The 17055-nt window shown below is 42.9% G+C and carries 18 protein-coding genes; 5 read left to right on the top strand and 13 right to left on the bottom strand.

What is annotated here, in order from left to right; all coding sequences use genetic code 11:
• Positions 1-69: 69 nt before the first annotated feature.
• The 3 genes from F7734_RS55530 to F7734_RS62695 form a co-directional block, all read right to left on the bottom strand.
• Positions 70-507 (bottom strand): response regulator, encoded by a 438-nt coding sequence (locus F7734_RS55530; RefSeq protein WP_155752731.1) that lies wholly within the window; start codon positions 505-507, stop codon positions 70-72.
• 2 nt (positions 508-509) lie between these two features.
• Positions 510-3458, bottom strand: a complete 2949-nt coding sequence (locus F7734_RS55525) for a PAS domain S-box protein (protein ID WP_155752729.1) — start codon at positions 3456-3458, stop codon at positions 510-512.
• 219 nt (positions 3459-3677) lie between these two features.
• Positions 3678-3878, bottom strand: coding sequence for a hypothetical protein (locus F7734_RS62695; protein WP_207714443.1), 201 nt, complete (start codon positions 3876-3878; stop codon positions 3678-3680).
• Positions 3879-3940: 62 nt separating this feature from the next.
• On the opposite strand from F7734_RS62695, the gene F7734_RS55515 reads away from it, so the two are divergent.
• On the top strand, positions 3941-4186 hold the full coding sequence (locus tag F7734_RS55515) for a UPF0175 family protein (protein ID WP_155752728.1): 246 nt from the start codon (positions 3941-3943) through the stop codon (positions 4184-4186).
• Positions 4183-4686 (top strand): DUF3368 domain-containing protein, encoded by a 504-nt coding sequence (locus F7734_RS55510; protein WP_166482764.1) that lies wholly within the window; start codon positions 4183-4185, stop codon positions 4684-4686. The genes F7734_RS55515 and F7734_RS55510 overlap by 4 nt, the downstream gene beginning before the upstream one ends.
• 110 nt (positions 4687-4796) lie before the next feature.
• Here F7734_RS55510 and hisG read toward each other — a convergent pair whose 3' ends face one another.
• On the bottom strand, positions 4797-5429 hold the full coding sequence (gene hisG, locus F7734_RS55505) for an ATP phosphoribosyltransferase (RefSeq protein ID WP_155752727.1): 633 nt from the start codon (positions 5427-5429) through the stop codon (positions 4797-4799).
• Positions 5430-5464: 35 nt separating this feature from the next.
• Positions 5465-5647, bottom strand: coding sequence for a hypothetical protein (locus F7734_RS55500; protein ID WP_155752726.1), 183 nt, complete (start codon positions 5645-5647; stop codon positions 5465-5467).
• A 14-nt stretch (positions 5648-5661) separates the two neighbouring features.
• Between F7734_RS55500 and rppA the strand changes: the two genes are divergently transcribed.
• Positions 5662-6363: a two-component system response regulator RppA gene (gene rppA, locus F7734_RS55495; RefSeq protein ID WP_155752725.1), complete on the top strand. Its 702-nt coding sequence runs from the start codon at positions 5662-5664 to the stop codon at positions 6361-6363.
• 162 nt (positions 6364-6525) lie between these two features.
• Here rppA and F7734_RS55490 read toward each other — a convergent pair whose 3' ends face one another.
• Positions 6526-7272, bottom strand: coding sequence for an SDR family oxidoreductase (locus F7734_RS55490; RefSeq protein WP_155752724.1), 747 nt, complete (start codon positions 7270-7272; stop codon positions 6526-6528).
• A gap of 160 nt (positions 7273-7432) precedes the next feature.
• Between F7734_RS55490 and F7734_RS55485 the strand changes: the two genes are divergently transcribed.
• Positions 7433-8344, top strand: a complete 912-nt coding sequence (locus F7734_RS55485) for an AraC family transcriptional regulator (protein ID WP_155752723.1) — start codon at positions 7433-7435, stop codon at positions 8342-8344.
• Between the two features lie 98 nt (positions 8345-8442).
• On the opposite strand, the gene F7734_RS55480 is transcribed toward F7734_RS55485, so the two are convergent.
• From F7734_RS55480 to F7734_RS55450, 7 genes are all read right to left on the bottom strand, one after another.
• On the bottom strand, positions 8443-9477 hold the full coding sequence (locus F7734_RS55480; protein WP_166482763.1) for a 1-acyl-sn-glycerol-3-phosphate acyltransferase: 1035 nt from the start codon (positions 9475-9477) through the stop codon (positions 8443-8445).
• Between the two features lie 222 nt (positions 9478-9699).
• The gene (locus tag F7734_RS55475) at positions 9700-10884 is read right to left on the bottom strand and encodes an aspartate aminotransferase (RefSeq protein WP_155752721.1); all 1185 of its coding nucleotides are present in this window, start codon (positions 10882-10884) and stop codon (positions 9700-9702) included.
• Positions 10885-10940: 56 nt separating this feature from the next.
• Entirely contained in the window at positions 10941-12146 is a 1206-nt protein-coding gene (locus tag F7734_RS55470) for an iron-containing alcohol dehydrogenase family protein (RefSeq protein WP_155752720.1), read from the bottom strand.
• A 373-nt stretch (positions 12147-12519) separates the two neighbouring features.
• Positions 12520-13044 carry a Ycf51 family protein gene (locus F7734_RS55465; RefSeq protein ID WP_155752719.1) on the bottom strand — a complete coding sequence of 175 codons (525 nt, stop codon included), beginning with the start codon at positions 13042-13044 and terminating at the stop codon, positions 12520-12522.
• Positions 13045-13158: 114 nt separating this feature from the next.
• Positions 13159-13332: a hypothetical protein gene (locus F7734_RS55460; protein ID WP_155752718.1), complete on the bottom strand. Its 174-nt coding sequence runs from the start codon at positions 13330-13332 to the stop codon at positions 13159-13161.
• Between the two features lie 79 nt (positions 13333-13411).
• Positions 13412-14791, bottom strand: coding sequence for an O-antigen ligase family protein (locus F7734_RS55455; protein WP_155752717.1), 1380 nt, complete (start codon positions 14789-14791; stop codon positions 13412-13414).
• A complete protein-coding gene (locus F7734_RS55450) occupies positions 14773-15615 on the bottom strand; it encodes a YaaW family protein (protein ID WP_155752716.1) in 843 nt (280 codons plus the stop codon). The genes F7734_RS55455 and F7734_RS55450 overlap by 19 nt, the downstream gene beginning before the upstream one ends.
• Before the next feature lie 143 nt (positions 15616-15758).
• On the opposite strand from F7734_RS55450, the gene F7734_RS55445 reads away from it, so the two are divergent.
• Positions 15759-16838, top strand: coding sequence for an FAD-dependent oxidoreductase (locus tag F7734_RS55445; protein WP_155752715.1), 1080 nt, complete (start codon positions 15759-15761; stop codon positions 16836-16838).
• Positions 16839-17055 lie beyond the last annotated feature (217 nt).

The following is a 17055-nucleotide window of genomic DNA, read 5'->3' as shown; positions in this document are numbered from 1 at the left end:
CCAATCCCCAGTCCCCAGTCCCTATTTAACTATTTTCCCCCACTTTCCGACTTCCTCACTCCCCCTTCCTCATTCTTGTGGTAATTTGACGACAGTAAACCAGAAGCTTTCGATAGAATGTACGATTTTAACGAATTGGTCAAAGTCAACTGGTTTGGTAATATAACAGTTTGCACAGAGATTGTACGCTCTAAGAACATCTTCTTCTGAACCAGACGTGGTTAGGACAACGACTGGAATTCTTCTAAGAATTCTATCCTCTTTTATTTCTGCTAGCACCTCTCGCCCATCTTTTCTAGGTAAATTAAGATCGAGCAAAATAATATCAGGTGTTGGCATCCCTTTATACTTTTCTTCTTTACGTAGAAAAGCCATGGCTTCAACGCCATCGCGTGCTACATTCAAGTTCACGGAGATTTTACTATCTTCCAGAGCGATCTGGGTTAGTTGCACATCGCCGGGATTGTCTTCTACAAGCAAAACCTCAATAGGCATAACTAATTCCATACTCACAATCGATTTCCTGTCCTATCGGGAATAGTAAAGAAGAAAGTTGTACCCTGTTCTGGTTGTGACTCAACCCAGATGTTGCCACCGTGACGTTCCACAATTTTCTTACATATTGCCAGTCCAATGCCAGTGCCGGGATACTTATCTCTCGTATGCAATCTTTGGAAAATAATAAAGATTCGCTCGGCATACTGGGGTTCAATACCAATTCCATTGTCTCTCACGGCAAATCGCCATTTTTCATCTATACGTTCAACTCCAATATGAATTTGAGGTGTTTGCTGGCTGCGGAATTTGATAGCATTTGCAATCAGATTTTGAAACAACTGTGTCAGTTGTGTGGGATCTGCCATAATTTCAGGTAATGAATCCTGCGTAATGACTGCACCACTTTCTTCTATGGCTATTTTGAGATTGTTAAGAGCGCTCTTGACAAGAGACTGAGACTTAACTAATTTGAAAGGCTGTGCGCGAGTGCTGACACGGGAATAACTCAATAAATCCTGAATGAGTTTTTGCATCCGATGCGCCCCGTCTACAGCATAAGCTATAAATTCATGGGCTTGACCGTCGAGTTTCTCTTTGTAGCGTCGCTCCAAAAGCTGTAGGTAACTTGTAACCATTCGCAATGGTTCTTGTAAATCGTGAGAAGCAACATATGCAAATTGTTCTAGTTCGGCATTGGAACGAACGAGTTCCTCACGTTGGTGGGTTTCTCGTTCCAACAGATGCGCTTGTGATAAAGCAATACCAATTTGATCGGCTAACTGTTGTAATAACTCAATCTCTATATTGCTCCAATGTCGCGGGCGATCGCACTGGTGAGCGATCAACAAACCCCATAAATTTTCCCGTTGCAGTATCGGTACAATAAGATTGGATTTTACACCAAATTGTGCAAGAAATTGCCTGTGACAATCTTGGATCCCTGCTGTTTCAATATCGGCGATCGCACTCACTCTTCCTTGACGGTATGGTTCTTGATAGTCTTTACCAAAGCACGGATCGTGAAGATTTTTTCCCAGTACTACGGGAAATCCGGGTAAAACAGCCTCTTGCATGACATTCCCCAAACCATCTGCCCAAAGACGGAAGACAAGAACTCGATCTGCCTTTAGCAGTTTTTGGACTTCCGTGACTGCTGTTTGCAGAATTTCTTCAATTTGTAATGATTGACGAATTTTTAGGGTAATTTCGGCAAAAAGTTGCGATCGCCTGTTTTGATGCTTTAATTCTTCTTCTGCTAGCTTCCGTTCTGTAATATCTGTGTGAGAACCAACCATTCGCAAGACATTACCAGCATCATCCCAAAGTGCTTGACCTCGATCTAGAATCCATTTGTAAGAACCATCTTTGCACTGTATTCGATGTTCGCTGATATAATATGATGTCTTTTTTGCAAAGTGATTCTCGATCCCTTCCATAACCTCTTCCAAATCATCAGGATGAATTCGTTTCCTCCATTCATCCAAATAATTGGAAACCTCATGGTCTTTATACCCTAGCATTTGCTTCCAACGTGGTGAAAAGAACACTTCATTGGTTTTGATATTCCAGTCCCAAATCCCATCATTATTGCCCCGTAGAGCCAATTGCCAGCGTTCTTCACTTTCTCGCAGAGCTATTTCAGCGTACTTGCGCTGAGTAATGTCCTGAAAATATACGGAAAGCCCTCCGCTAGTAGGATAAGCATGAACTTCAAACCAAATATTCCGTGGTGGATAGAACGCTTCAAAAGAAACGCTTACCTGTTGGGCGACTGCTTTGTGATATTCGTGATAAAAAGTAGAATCAACAGCTTCAGAAAACTTATCCCATACAGACTGATTGAGTAATTCTTCCCGCTTGCTTTGTAAAAATCGTTCTGCTTGTCGATTGACGTAGATAAAACGCCAATCTTTATCTAGGGCAAAGAAGGCATCAGTAATACTTTCTAATATTTTTATACTTTGGTTTCGGGCTGCTTCTGCTTCGCGTTGAGCGACTTCGCTTTGTTCCCGTGCTATTTGTTCTCGTTCTAAAAGTCTTTGACGCTCTTGTTCTGCTTGCTTGCGAGATGTAGTATCGCGTGTGACTGCTAACAGCGAAATAATATCTCCATCGGAATTACGCAAGGGAACGGCATGAGTTTCCAACCAACAGCGTTTTCCCTTCAGTCCAATAATTTCAAATTCCAGTATCCCCGATTCACCCTGAAAAACCTTATTTTTGAGATCTATAAATGCTTGACGGTGCTCAGCAGTAATTAAAGGATAGATGCACTTTCCCACAATTTGGTTGAGAGAATCAGCCTCAATCATTGCCAGTCCTGCTGGGTTCATCTCCAACAGAGTGCCATCTTTAGCAAGGAGTTTGACACATTCTGGTTCTGACTGAACAATTGTACGGAGAAGATTTTCACTGTGTGCTAATTTTTCCTGTGTCAGCTGAAGTTGATCTGCAAACCGACATACCTCAGTGAGATTGACTCTGAGTTCCAGTTGACTGATAACTTGGCGGCTTAAGGCTTTGAGAGCTTCTATTTGTTGCTGGCTCAGTTCTCTTGGAATGCGATCGATAACACAGAGAGTACCTACCATATCTCCCTTGGGAGTCATTAAGGGAAATCCCGCATAAAACCTCACGTAGGGGTAGGACGTGACGACTGGATTCTTTGCTAACTCTTCATCGGCATGAGTATCAGATATGACTACCACATCTTGTTTGTCTTGGCACAGGTACGATAAACCTATAGTTCGAGGCACTTCTGTAAAGTCAACACCTATCTTTGCCTTAAACCATTGGCGATCCTTATCAATAAAATTAACCAAAACAATAGGAGCTTCACAAATGAGGGCAGCTAGCTTGGCAATATTATCATATGCTTCTTCTGGCTCGGTATCGAGAATTTGATATCGACGGAGGGCTTCTAACCTTGCCACTTCATCATAAGTTGTCTCGGTTTTCATAAATCTTTAAATAAATTTACAGAAGTAACTCTGTAGTTTCCTCTATTTATAGCTTGCAAAAGTGACTTCTCTCTGTATTTTGAAAGTTCTTTTAAGTTTTAACACTTTTGCCGGATGTTTTTCACGATTCGTGTTGAAATATGTAAATTTTTTATAATGATTATTATTGAAGCCGGGGGTTGCTGACTCCTTACCCACGGCTTCTAGTACTGCAACTGACTACTCTCCTACTTGTTGCAACACCTCATCGTATAAATTACGATCGATCCAATAGCCAGCTTCTAAAATCAGGCATACCTCAGTGAGATTGAGCCTGAGTTCCAGCTGGCTGAATGCAAAAGGGATAGATCGTACTTGTTGGTTAACCTCCATCAGGTGATGGTTGACACACGTGTTATGGTGGCTTTGCTCCCTCGGCACAATCGCCACCATACTTGGATAACAGATATACTACTAGAGTCATAACTTTCTTACTCCTTCCCATGAGTTTTATCATTTCTGATGAACTAGTTCAAGCTTCTGGACTTTCCGAATCAGAACTTTTACAGGAATTAGTGCTGTTGCTGTTTCAGCGTGAGAAAATTACTTTAGGTAGTGCTAGTCGTTTTTTGGGGATGACCCAACTGGAATTTCAGGCTCTTCTGGCAAAGAAGAATCTTTGTGTTCATTATGATGTAGATGAATTATATGAGGATGTGAAGAATTTGCAGGAATTGGGGTTGTTGTGATTATCGTTAGTGATACTTCACCGATCGCTAATTTGATTGTGGTTGGTCATGTTGATTTGCTCCCTCAACTATTTGGAACAATTGTGATTCCAGATGCGGTTTATATTGAACTTCTTGCAAATGGTGAAAATCATCCTGTAACCCAGACTGTGATAACGGCTGATTGGTTGAATGTTCGCTCGGTGAGCGATCGAACCCAGGTAATGATATTGGAACGTGAACGTAGGCTCGATCCTGGTGAGGCAAATGCCATTGTGCTGGCGATTGAGTTGCAGGCAACCCAACTACTGATAGATGAGCGTTTGGGACGGACAGAAGCAAAACGACAGGGATTAAGAATTACTGGCATTCTGGGTGTGTTACTTGCTGCAAAACGTCAAGGTTTAATTCCTGTTGTTCGTTCGGTTCTAGAACGGTTGATTGGTGAAGCAAATTTTCGGATTAGCAATCAACTCTACGATGAAACACTTGCTCTTGCAGAAGAAGCAACGACAGATTGATGAGTCCCAAATTCTTACAGTTGCTTGTTTATCATCTGAAGGAGTGGGATGAGAGCGGGCGTGGGATATGAGAAAGAATGCCAATGACGGGGATTATATTTTGATAGCCCTTAACCCCTACTCCGCAATTTCTCAACCAACTCAAGTAAATTACCCGTATTGAGGCGGTAACTCAAAGGATGGGCAATTAACCTAGCCGTACTTTCATACAGGGTTGCAATTTCAACCAAACCATTCTCGCGCAAAGTTCGCCCTGTGGAAACCAAATCGACAATTGCCTCTGACATTCCCATAATCGGACCTAGTTCCACAGAACCAGATAACGGTACAATTTCTACAGGAAAATCCAAACTGTAAAAATATTCACGAGCACAGTTGACATACTTGGAAGCGACTCGACCATGAGGGGGTAACTCCAATGCCGAACGATAAGGGCTTGACTGTTTCACCGCCACCGACATCCGGCAATGTCCAAACTGCAAATCAACTAGATGAGCCACTTGCGGTTTTTTCTCCCGCAGTACGTCGTAACCAACAATACCCAACTGTGCCTGACCGTATTCTACATAAACCGGCACATCCTGCGCTCGTACTAATAACCCTTTCGCTTGTCCGCTAGAGTCAGTAATCTGAAGTTGGCGGTTACCTGAATCCAAAAAAGCACTAAAGTCCAATCCCACATCTTGCAGTATGCGGATGCTATTTTTAAGAAGTTCGCCTTTTGGTAGTGCAACAGTAAGCATATGGGGATTTTAGATTGTATGGTTACTAGTTAAGCTCAAATTTGTAGGATATCAGTTTCCCGAACATATTTTCCAATCCCAAATCCCAAATCCCAAATCCCAAATCCCAAATCCACGCATCCCAAATCCCAAATCCACGCATCCCCCAATCCAAAATCCAAAATCCAAAATCCAAAAATCCAAAATCCAAAATCCAAAATCCAAAATCCAAAATCCAAAATAACGACGTGCTATGCGAATTTTGGTAGTTGATGATGAAATTGAACTCACTGACCCCTTGACTCGCGTGTTAACTCGTGAGGGATATAGTGTTGATGCTGTTTATGACGGAACAAGTGGTAGTCAACTGGTGCAGGACGGCAATTACGATCTGCTGATTTTAGATTGGATGCTACCAGGAAAGACAGGATTGGAGATTTGTCAGGAATTGCGACGCGAAGGTAAAACCACTCCCGTTCTGTTTCTAACTGCTAAGGATACTTTGGATGACCGAGTACAAGGTTTAGATGTCGGCGCGGATGATTATTTGGTGAAACCGTTTGAATTACGCGAGTTACTGGCACGAGTCCGTGCTTTGTTGCGTCGTTCTGGTTCGCAGCCTTACAGTGCAACCAGTCAAAAGTTAACTGTAGCGGATCTAGAACTTGATGTCGATAACCAAGTTGCTTACCGTCAAGGAAGAGCGATCGAACTGTCGGAAAAAGAAAGCCAGCTTTTACAGTATTTTATGGAAAATACCGGACAATTGCTGACTCACGCGCAAATTTTGCAACATTTGTGGAAAGAAGGCGAACAACCCAGCAGTAATGTAATTGCAGCACTGATTCGTTTGCTACGGCGGAAAATTGAACAGACTGGTGAAACCCCTTTAATTCACACTGTTTATGGCAAAGGGTATCGCTTTGGAACGTCTACACCCGAAATGAATCCATAGTTTCTCCTTGTTCTCGTTACCAGGCGGAGCCTGGTAATGCCTTTCTAGAGGCTCCGCCTCCTGCGATGAAAACGAGGCAGAGCCTCAATCACTGCATTCCCAGGTACAACCTGGGAACGAGAGACAGACGAGAACCACCGGAACGAGAGACGAAAGTTCGACCTAAACAATGCCGCCATTCACGCGGATAGTTTGACCATTGATCCAACTTCCTGTAGGACTAACCAAGAAAGCGACAGCGTTAGCAATATCTTCTGGTTGTCCCAATCGCTCTAAAGGTGCTTGTTGAGCAAATTTCTGGATCAATTCCTCAGACTTGCCCTGATAGAACAGATCGGTAGCGGTAGGTCCGGGTGCGATCGCATTGACAGTAATATTTCGTCCCCTGAGTTCCTTAGCCATAATGTTGGTAAAGACTTCAACAGCAGCCTTTGAGCCAGCATAAACGGCATAACCGGGCATAGCTAAACCAACCGCACTGGTTGAAAAGTTAACGATGTGTCCGCCTTCACGCAATCGCTTAGCAGCTTGTCGCAAAAGAAAGAACGTACCACGAGTATTTGTATTGAAAATTCGGTCATACAAATCATCGTCAGTATCGGCAATATTAATAGCCGTTGGGGTTTGAATACCTGCATTATTCACCAAGACATCAATGCCACCAAATTCTTGCTCAGCCATATCAAACAAATAGGCAACATCTTTGGAGTTGGACACATCCCCTTGAACTGAAATTGCTTCCCCGCCTGTGGCTTTAATGGCATTAACGACTTCATCAGCTTTTTGCTTATTACCCGCGTAGTTAACTACCACAGCAAAACCATTGGAGGCAAGTTTTTTAGCAATCTCGGCTCCAATACCTCTTGAAGCGCCTGTAACAATCGCGACTGTTTTCGCTTGAGCGATCATATGCTTACTCCCTCAAGGTAAAAGCTACCTTAAATTTGGCAAAAATTACTCAAGGTTAGTTTAAGATACCCAAAGTCAAAAATCTTTCAAATATTTATCATGATTTTCAATATCCCATCGCGATTTATTTCTAAGTCCAATTTCTTCCATATTTAGAGGTATGTTGATCGATCCAAACACTGGTCAGAAAACCTTACATCACAACGATCGCGGTATCCTGCACCAATATCTGAGGTTGGATAACGATGGCACAGGGCTGTTCAATGCTAATCTGCAACCCAATCACCTTGGCGAACACGAGCATATTCCTTATCAAATAACCGTTGTGTTCGATAACGGGCATCTTTTTTGTAGTTGGCACACAGCAACAGGACGGCAAATGCAAGGGCAAGTTAGAGTGGGACAATGCTACATAGTACCGAACGAACAACCGCACGGATTAGTGGTTGAACGGACTAGTGAATTGATGAATTTTTACCTGACACCCCATTGGATTACCCAAGCAATACCTGAATCCGATAGGGGGCGATCGCTTTGTTTGGGGGAGCTAAAAATTGCCGACGACCCGTTTATACTACAATTAGCAGCAACTATCCGCAACGAGCGCTTGCGTTATGGAAAAGCCAGTGAGTTACTTATTGAATCTACGCTAAATGTATTAGTATCTCATTTGGTTAATAATTACGCCAACAATTTTACTAAGCCTCTAACTACAGGTAAACTCTCCATTCGACACTTAACAAAAGTGCGGGATTTCATTGCAGCAGAAGGGACAAAGAATATTTCAATTGCGGATATGGCAAAAATTGTGGGCTACAGCCCCGTTCACTTTTCACGTATGTTCAAGAAAACCACTGGACAAACTCCTCTTAAGTATTTGATTCACCATCGCATCAGCCAAGCAAAGCAGTTATTGGAGAAGACAGAACTACCAATTATTGAAATTGCTTACCAAGTAGGTTTTAACAGCCATGCCTACTTCAGCACGCAGTTTCGCCTGGTAACAGGAACAACTCCTCAAAACTACCGAGCAGACAGACGAACCTCAAGTTTTTGCTCTTTTATCAGATAATACGATGTAGGTTGGGTTGAGGAACGAAACCCAACATTCTCGCAACGTTTGTTGGGTTTCGTTCCTCAACCCAACCTACAATTATCCTTATAAGATAATCAATTTTTAGTTGAAGTCTTTATTTGGATGATTTGAGCTTGGATTTTTTCTTTTAACTGTTGTGCTTTTTGATAAGCAACTGCTCTTTCTGTTTGATTGCGATCGCCTTCTACTCTATGCAAGGGCTGAATAAAGTAACGCAAACGACTCCTCATTGCCCAAACTCCCATTGAGGGAAAAAGAATAAATATTGGCATTAAAGGGGAGATAGGCAAAAATGGCAACTTGAATAGCTTTTGTAGCTTTCTAATATTAAATGTCCAAGGATGTAAGTTTTCACTACCAATGCAAATCACAGGCAATATAGGAATTTCATAGCGCTGACTGAGCCGAATAAAACTCAAATCAAACGGTTCCAATTGATAGCGTTTTACCCAACCTTTTCTAGGTCCGCGTAAACCTTCTGGTGCATAGAGGAGAATTGTGCGTTCTTGTACAGCAGCTTCAAAATCATCTAACTCTGCTCTTACAGCACCTAAAATCTTTGTCCATCCTGATGGTAGCCACCAATTGATCCAAGCATGATCGAACAAAGATACCCCAGCTAATGGTTGTACTACCCATCCTCTTAATTTACTTAAAAGGTAACCTAACGTCACAATATCCCAAGGAAAACACATTCCTGCATGATTCATTGCCACAATCATCGAGCCTGTTTGCGGCAAATTTTCAATTTGTTGTAACTCACCACGAAAATAATATTTAACGATACGATCGAGAATTTCATCTCGAAACACTTGTTGATAATTTGGGTCAAATTCCACCATCTTACTCTGTGGGAAACGACAGCCAAGACGCAACCAACGAATGAACAACGCTATATAAAACCCCCCAGGAATTAGAAACAAGAGATACTCCAGCCAATTCCAACCATCCGGATCTGCATGATAGTGCTGCCAGTGGCGGTTAAATAAGATGAGCCAACCAGGAGGATACCACAAACAAAACCAATCGAACCAAGTAAATTTATAGCCCCGATCTGACGCTTTTTCAAATTGAGCGTTAAGAATAGTTTCCGAGTGTTGATTAATCACAACAACAAAGTAAGTTTCAAACAAAAACTGGGTTGATTCCCTATCCTAGCTTTATACTCTTGTGACTGCCATCCCACGCAAGAATTATACAGCCATCATAAATCATTCGAGAAAAATCTCCACTCTCTCTTCCCTCTGCGTCCTCTGCGTCCTCTGCGGTTTTTAAAGATTAGAGAAAGGCAAGCCAACAGTCTTCCCTAACCCTAACCCGACTCCTGACTCTTAAGAATAGTAAATACCCGCTTGTTTAAATCTTTCTAAAGCCTCACCCAAGCGATCGCAATCCAAAATTAGACTGATTCTTACATACCCTTCCCCGGCAACCCCAAAAGCGTTACCAGGTGTCACAACAACACCAGTTTGCTGCAATACACTCAAGGCAAAATCCGTAGAACTGATGCCAGTAGGACAAGGAACCCACAGATACATCGTCGCCCTAGTTTTAGGAATATCCCAACCTAACTTTCCCAAACCTTGAATTAAAAAATCACGGCGGCTGCGATACCGTTCTTGCACCTCATACAAATACTCATCAGGGAGTTGTAAAGCTGCTTCTGCAGCAGTTTGCAATGCCGCAAAAATACCATAATCCAAGTTAGTTTTTAACGTTCGCAAACCTTGAATAATATGACGATTGCCTACAACAAAACCAACACGCCAACCCGCCATATTATAAGTCTTAGAAAGGGTATGAAACTCAACCCCAATTTCTTTTGCACCTGGAATTTCTAACAAACTTGTTGGTTGATAACCATCAAAAGCCAATTCAGCGTAACACAGATCGTGTACCAATAAAATCTCGTACTTCCGAGCAAAAGCGACAATTTCTGTAAAAAATTCGGGTGGTGCAGTCGCCGCCGTAGGATTGCTAGGATAATTAAAGTAGAGAATTTTTGCTTGTTCGGCTACAGAGTCAGGAATTGCCGCTAGATCGATCAGCCAATCATTTTCTGGCTTAAGAATTAAACTGTGGATTGTCCCGCCAGCTATGACAGGACCCCGGAAATGCGCGGGATAAGCAGGAGAGGGAACTAAAACCAAATCACCTGGATTGATATAAGCCATAGCAAGATGCCCCAATCCTTCTTTAGATCCAAGTAAAGGCAATGCTTCGCTATCAGGATCTAAATCCACTCCATAACGCCTTTGATACCAGCTAGTAATAGCACGGCGAAAACTAGCAGTTCCCTCAAAAGGAGGATAGCCATGATTTGCAGGATTTTGCAAAGCTTTCATTGCCGCTTCTACCACTGGCTGCGGTGTTGCACCATCTGGGTTTCCCATGCCCAAATCAATGAGATCCAGCCCTTGTTCCCGTGCTTTAGCCTTGAGTTCATCTAGACGGGCAAATACGTAGGGCGGTAATTTCTGTACGCGGTTAGCTGGGACAATCCAATCTAAAGTCATCGAAAGAATTATGAATTATGAATTATGAATTATGAATTATGAATTATATGCTGAGACTACTCAACTTTTTCCGCGCTTTGCGTCAAACTTATAGGAATACGATTTCCTTCTACCGGTGCAGTGGTAGAAACCATCGCTGCCATCAATTGTTCTAGCGAAACTTTGAACGGTAGTCTGTGAATATCAGAATTTGGAGCCAGCGCAATTTCAGCCGCAGTTTGTAATTGTGTCAGTGTGATGTTCCCCAATCCCAAATCATTCAGTTTTTGGGGTAAGCCAATCTCTGCATAAAACTTCAATAACTGTTGTCTTGCTGCCGTTGCTAGCTGATTGCCCTGTATCATTTCTTCCAAACGCAGTTGAACCAAAATACCATAGGCAACTTTGTCACCGTGAATGCTGCCGCTCCCTTTGGAAATGTGAGTCAAACCGTTATGTACGGCATGGGCGGCGACAGTCCGACATTGTGCGCCTCCAAGTCCCCCAATTACACCCGCAAGTAAAACTGTAGCATCTACAACTTCTCGCCAAGCTTCGCTACCTAATTGTTTAATGGCAGTGCCGGATTTTTGGAAGAGTATATCTCTTAACACTCGCGCTTGTTGAACTGCGGCAATAATCAAAGTTTGTTCTGAGTGTCCGCTACTGACAGAAGCTTCATACCACTTGGCTAGTGCATCTCCAATACCAGCTATAAGTGTGTGTTGGGGGGCAGTTTGCACTAAATCGTAATCTAGTACGAGCAAATCGGGACACCGTTCAAGCGCTACATCGTAGAGAAAAGCACCTTCATGAGAATACACGTTGGATAGTGCTGTCCAAGCAGCACAGGTGGCAGCTGAAGTAGGAATTGTGACTACTGGTAACTGCAATTGGTGGGCTAGTAATTTAGCTGTATCTAATGCCTTACCACCACCAACACCAATAATGACATCGGCTTTATGTTCTTTTGCTGCTTTTTGCAAAGATTTCAAGCTCGCTTCACTACAATCAGGGGTGTAATAAGCAGTTACATTCTGTAACTGCTTGTGCTGCAAAAGTGGTTGCAAGTGGAGTTGGAGCGCAGAAGTACTTTGACCCGATGCAGCTTGTCGTAAAGCATTTCCTCCCACAATTAAGGGACGACTTCCTAAGGTAGAGATCGCATCTGTAGCTTGAGCTAAAATGTTCGACCCTCTTAAGACTTTTGCTGGGGCTACACAGAGGGTGAATAACGAGCTAGAGTTTGGAGTAGACAACTTTTCCGTCAATTGATTAGACATATCACTAACTATGAAAGTAACATTTCTAGATACTTGTGGGAACTTTTTTTACTACACGATTGATGTGAATTGTTTCTATCTCTTCTCGCTAGAAGATTACCATTATAGTCCGAACAAAGTTTCGCTATACCCTGAATAATCTTTAGACTTATATCTTAACAAAAAATAATATTAGGTTTTCTAAACACAAAAAAATTTTGCTTTATACAGAAAGATCCGTCAATCTCTATGTTCCCAGACTCAAGCTGAGAACGCGATCGCTTGGGCTACTGCCCGGTGTGGTAGCCTGAATACGGGAGGCAGAGCCTCGAAGCAAAAGCATTCCCATGCAGAGCATGGGAACGAGAGTGAGAGGTTTGACTCAATGTACTTTTCACGCAGTAGGCTGAGGTAACTGAGCCAATTTATCTTCGTAAATCTCGATCGCCATTTGCTGGTCTTCACGTTTAGCAAGAGATCTTCTAACCTGACCCAAATAAAGAGGAACGGAAACACCTTTTTCTGGGTGTATGATAGTTCGCGCTCGAACAGTCAACTGGTTATCACTTAATGCACCTAAACGACCGTAAGAATACAAATCGCTGGCTGCTTGACGTAAAGTTGCTTCTAATTGTGATGGAGTAATTTCTGCGGGCGGAAGAGCAATCACTGTTTGCGGACCCCCGTTATCATATACCAAGCTGTAGCGTAAGGCATCCGGAATGACAGTACGAGTTAAGGGTGCTAACGAGAGAGCAAATAGTCCGCCTGTAACTACAAGCATAAAACCAGTAGCACCCACCAGACGAAAGCGGATACCCCATTTGAAAACAAAAGCCAAAATCACCAAACCGGCAAACGCTAATGTTGCGATACCAGACCATTGGGTGTACTGAAGAAAATCATCTGTTGTAAACATAGAAATTGGCTGAGTTGAAAAAAAGCAGAGAGCAGAAGGTATACAGGTTTTTTCAGCCGTTATGGTATACGCGGTTGATGATTACCTAGGTATCCTGTAAATTTCCACTCACACCTATCTTACAAGTAGAAAACCACTCACTACCAACCACCAACAACTAACAATTAACCACCAACCAAAAAATAAGGGCATCTCCAAGAGATGCCCGTTATGCAGGAAAACATCAAAAAGAAGTGTTCCTACATCTTCCCAACAATCAGCAACAATGACTAACGTGGAATTAGTCACATAGGCACAGACGTGCTTAAAGTTATATTATTAACTATTGATTTAATTTACCTCAGTGTTTTTTCTGAAGAAAGGGCTGTTAATTCTTCTCATTTGCGATCTTATGCTGTTGGTTGTAGTGATACACCACTCCAGAAAGAGCAGCAAATAGCAACCAAGAAATAACGTTCAATCGAAAATCAAATAAACTGACATCTACGGTATTAAATAGTACCCAACCAATGAAGAAAACAAGGTAACTGAACAGAATTGTTTTGTCTTTCGCCTCTACGTACTTTGAATTTTGCAAAAGTTGGACACCACCAACAAATATCCAGCACAATAAACCACAGAAAAAAAGAGTCGCAGGCAAACCGATCTCGGCAAACAGCATTAAAAACAAGCTATGAGGATGCCCCAACCAAATTTGCATCTTTGCTTCATAAAGTACGGTAAAGTTTCGCAATCCCCAACCAGTCCAGGGGCGATCCTGAGCCATCGATATAGCAAATTGCCATTGCGTTTTGCGGAGTAAAGCCACCGGTCTATCTGGATAAAGTTCGTCATTCAACCGCGCCCAAAAGAAACGAGGAATAAACTGACGGAACAACAAAGCAATAGGTGTTGGAGCAAAAGCAGCTAAAAGCACGCTCGCCGCTACACCCGAAACAGTAGCGACAAGAATGCGCCATCCCTGATACAAGGCATAAGCCAAACAGGCAAAAATCGCAATTGCCCAAGCGTTGCGCGAGTTAGTCAAAATGAGTGCGACAAGATTGAGAATAATCGCCAAAGTTAGGAAGAGGAAGGGGAGAGAGGGTAGACAAGGTAGAAGGGGTAGACAAGGTAGAAAATGCTCCCTTGTCTCCCTTGTCTCCCTTGTCTCGCCAATCCCCAACCGCCAATGTTCCACCCACAAGCCCAATTCTAGAATGAAAACTATTATTAAGTAGCCGGCTAAGCTGTTGGCGTACATAAATATAGAAGACATCCGACCTGGTGGTTCTCCTCCAGGTGCGATCGCCCAACCCAAAAAACCTATCCATCCCTGGGGAGGAGTTGCCCATCCTAAAAGCAACTGTCCCAAGCCAACGACTATGACTGGCACAGAGGTAATGACCAGCATCCAAGACAGTTGCCGCAATTGAGATACAGTTTGAATCAGAACACTAAAACTGGCAAAAACGACAAAGTAAGGTAAAAAATTAAACAACCCTACGAAAGCTTCAGTTTTATTATAGGCAAAGCTAGCTGTCAGGATTAGCAAGACACTAAGAAGCATAAACCCCCTGTGGAGGGGGCGACTCACCACCGCACGATACTGTTGCAGCAAAGTTCCTAATATAGCCCAACCCATACTTACAGCCCCAAATAGAGGAGTTAGTGGGAAGATAGCGAGTCCCAGTAGGGTATATTTCCAACGAGACTGCAAGCTAAAGTTGAGATGGGGAAGAAGAATTTTCAAGCAAACTCCCAACATTCAGTACGAGTGAGGCGAATCTGAGCGAGTGTGAAAATGGTGGGTATAATTCGACCGTAGTTGGTGGCAATTGCTCTCCATCCCAAGTCCGCAAAAAACCAAGCCCACATCATCGGTCCTAAGAAAGCGAACATACTGCGAGCTACACTGTAACGAGTTGCACTGACAGCCATACCCTGCTTTGCCATTTGCAAAGTGACGTAGGTTTGAAATTGGTTGGCGGCTACCCCCGAACCTTTGGCTACGGCTTGTTTGGTGACTTCGTAAGTAGCAAAGTGCATTGCAAACTGACGGGCGAGTTGTTTCAGCAACAAGGGCTGAATAATGGAAGTCACAGCCAAGGCACTTCCACCTTTAAAAAGAAGTCCAAGGGGATCTCGCTGTAATGAAAGTGGTAGAGTTTGGTTTGGTTGTGATTGAGCAAGTTGATGCTGAACTTGAACTGTGAATTTTTGCTTATCCTTTTCTGGCAGTTTTTTCCATACGTGTCCGAGCAAAAATAGAAAAACTTCTGCTTCTAAATCAACAGTGGTCAGGTCATGGGAATAAGGTATTTTTAAATACTTACATACTTGAACCAGCACTTGTCTGTAACTTACTTGACCAGTACGTCCTCGCAGGACTGTGACTCCATCAGCAGCTAAATAACGAAAGCGTTGCTCTAGTGTATCCAGCCAAGCTTTGCGACTTTTACTTTGTACTTCTATAGGCTCAGGTGTGTGAACGTAATCTAGAGGATTAAACTTACGACTAAAAAGAATTGCTGTCAAATCTTTCAATTCTTCTTCAGTTGCCAGTTCTAGAACTGCCCTTAGTTCATCCAATTTCCCTTCCTCCCTTCCATGCAGTTTTGGTACGTACTTTATTCTACTATTAGCTTTTAAGACTCATGAATTGCGATCCTGAGTCTTTTTGTCCAAAGTCCAGTTGATAATGACAAATGACCCATGACAAATGACGATTACTAATGACTGATGTTGCAGTGATTGGTGCCGGTATGGCTGGTTTAGTTTGCGCCCAACAGTTAAGTCAGGCTGGATATTCAGTAATAGTTGTAGAAAAATCTCGTGGTTTGGGGGGACGAGTTGCAACACGCCGTTTATTTAATACTTGTGCAGATCACGGGACGTGTTACCTCAAGCCAAAGGGCGAACTTTTAGAACGTTTTATTGATTTGTTACACCAGCGCCATATTTTAGAGGTTTGGACAGATACGGTTCACGAACTCAAACCCCATTCCTCAGTTCCTCAGCCCCAGTCTCCAATACCCAATCCCCGATATATCGCGCCTACAGGAATAAGTGCGATCGCGAAATTTCTTGCCCCTGGGTTGGAAATTTTGCTGAACAAGCGTGTAACAGAAATTACTCCCACTCCAGAAAAAAAATGGCGGCTCGCAATGGATACCTCCGATGAAGAGATAACAGCAACATCGGTAGTTATTGCTATTCCCGCACCTCAAGCTTTAATGCTGTTGGAACCTTTGGGAGAGAGTATCTTGGGGGCAACATTTCTGGAGAACCTACGTTCTGTGGAATTTTCTCCTTGCTTGAGTGCGATCGCCGGATATTCATCAACATTACAACCCCCAACAGAGTGGAAAGCAGTAACTTTTGTTGAGGACAAGTATTTGGCATGGATTGGTTTAGATAGTAGCAAACGTTCCAACCCCCAACAACCCGTTTTTGTTCTGCAAAGTAGTGCTGCTTTTGCCTTACACCATGACCAAACCCAAGATTTACAACCAGCCGGAGAATTTCTGTTAAACCATGCGGCTGAATCTTTACAGCTTTCTTGGCTAAAAACTCCAGAATGGATACAAGTTCATCGCTGGCGCTACGCTTTTCCCACCCGTCCGTTGCAAACAACTTATTTAGCCGCTGACACAGGTGTACCTCTCATATGTTGCGGGGATTGGTGTGGTGGCAATCTTGTGGAGGGTGCAATGCTTTCCGGTATTGCAGCCGCAGAGGCAATTAACAACTACCTGCGCCATTTACCTCTACCAAAAGCTAGTTTTTTAGAGGAGCTTAATAATTCTATATAAAGCCGTTATAAACATAGTAGGATATCAATACTACGTAGGTTTTGGGGAAATAGTAGCACAAGCGAAACCCAACAAATGCTGATAGATGTTGGGTTTCGTTCCTCAAACGCCAGTAAAGGTGCGGAGGGAAACCCTCCTATGGCGCATTCGCGCCACGCACACGGTTCAGGGCTGGCTCCCCAACCTACGTAATTTCGTATTTTTATGCAAAACCTAC

The sequence above is a fragment of the Scytonema sp. UIC 10036 genome (assembly GCF_009725235.1).
This window is presented reverse-complemented; position numbering and strand designations above follow the sequence as displayed.

Bases quoted from the DNA above. Each gene is read 5' to 3' on its own strand.
- F7734_RS55530 (WP_155752731.1), bottom strand. From the start codon at position 507: ATGGAATTAGTTATGCCTATTGAGGTTTTGCTTGTAGAAGACAATCCC.
- F7734_RS55525 (WP_155752729.1), bottom strand. From the start codon at position 3,458: ATGAAAACCGAGACAACTTATGATGAAGTGGCAAGGTTAGAAGCCCTC.
- F7734_RS55515 (WP_155752728.1), top strand. From the start codon at position 3,941: ATGAGTTTTATCATTTCTGATGAACTAGTTCAAGCTTCTGGACTTTCC.
- hisG (WP_155752727.1), bottom strand. From the start codon at position 5,429: ATGCTTACTGTTGCACTACCAAAAGGCGAACTTCTTAAAAATAGCATC.
- rppA (WP_155752725.1), top strand. From the start codon at position 5,662: ATGCGAATTTTGGTAGTTGATGATGAAATTGAACTCACTGACCCCTTG.
- F7734_RS55490 (WP_155752724.1), bottom strand. From the start codon at position 7,272: ATGATCGCTCAAGCGAAAACAGTCGCGATTGTTACAGGCGCTTCAAGA.
- F7734_RS55485 (WP_155752723.1), top strand. From the start codon at position 7,433: ATGTTGATCGATCCAAACACTGGTCAGAAAACCTTACATCACAACGAT.
- F7734_RS55475 (WP_155752721.1), bottom strand. From the start codon at position 10,884: ATGACTTTAGATTGGATTGTCCCAGCTAACCGCGTACAGAAATTACCG.
- F7734_RS55470 (WP_155752720.1), bottom strand. From the start codon at position 12,146: ATGTCTAATCAATTGACGGAAAAGTTGTCTACTCCAAACTCTAGCTCG.
- F7734_RS55465 (WP_155752719.1), bottom strand. From the start codon at position 13,044: ATGTTTACAACAGATGATTTTCTTCAGTACACCCAATGGTCTGGTATC.
- F7734_RS55455 (WP_155752717.1), bottom strand. From the start codon at position 14,791: ATGTTGGGAGTTTGCTTGAAAATTCTTCTTCCCCATCTCAACTTTAGC.
- F7734_RS55445 (WP_155752715.1), top strand. From the start codon at position 15,759: ATGACTGATGTTGCAGTGATTGGTGCCGGTATGGCTGGTTTAGTTTGC.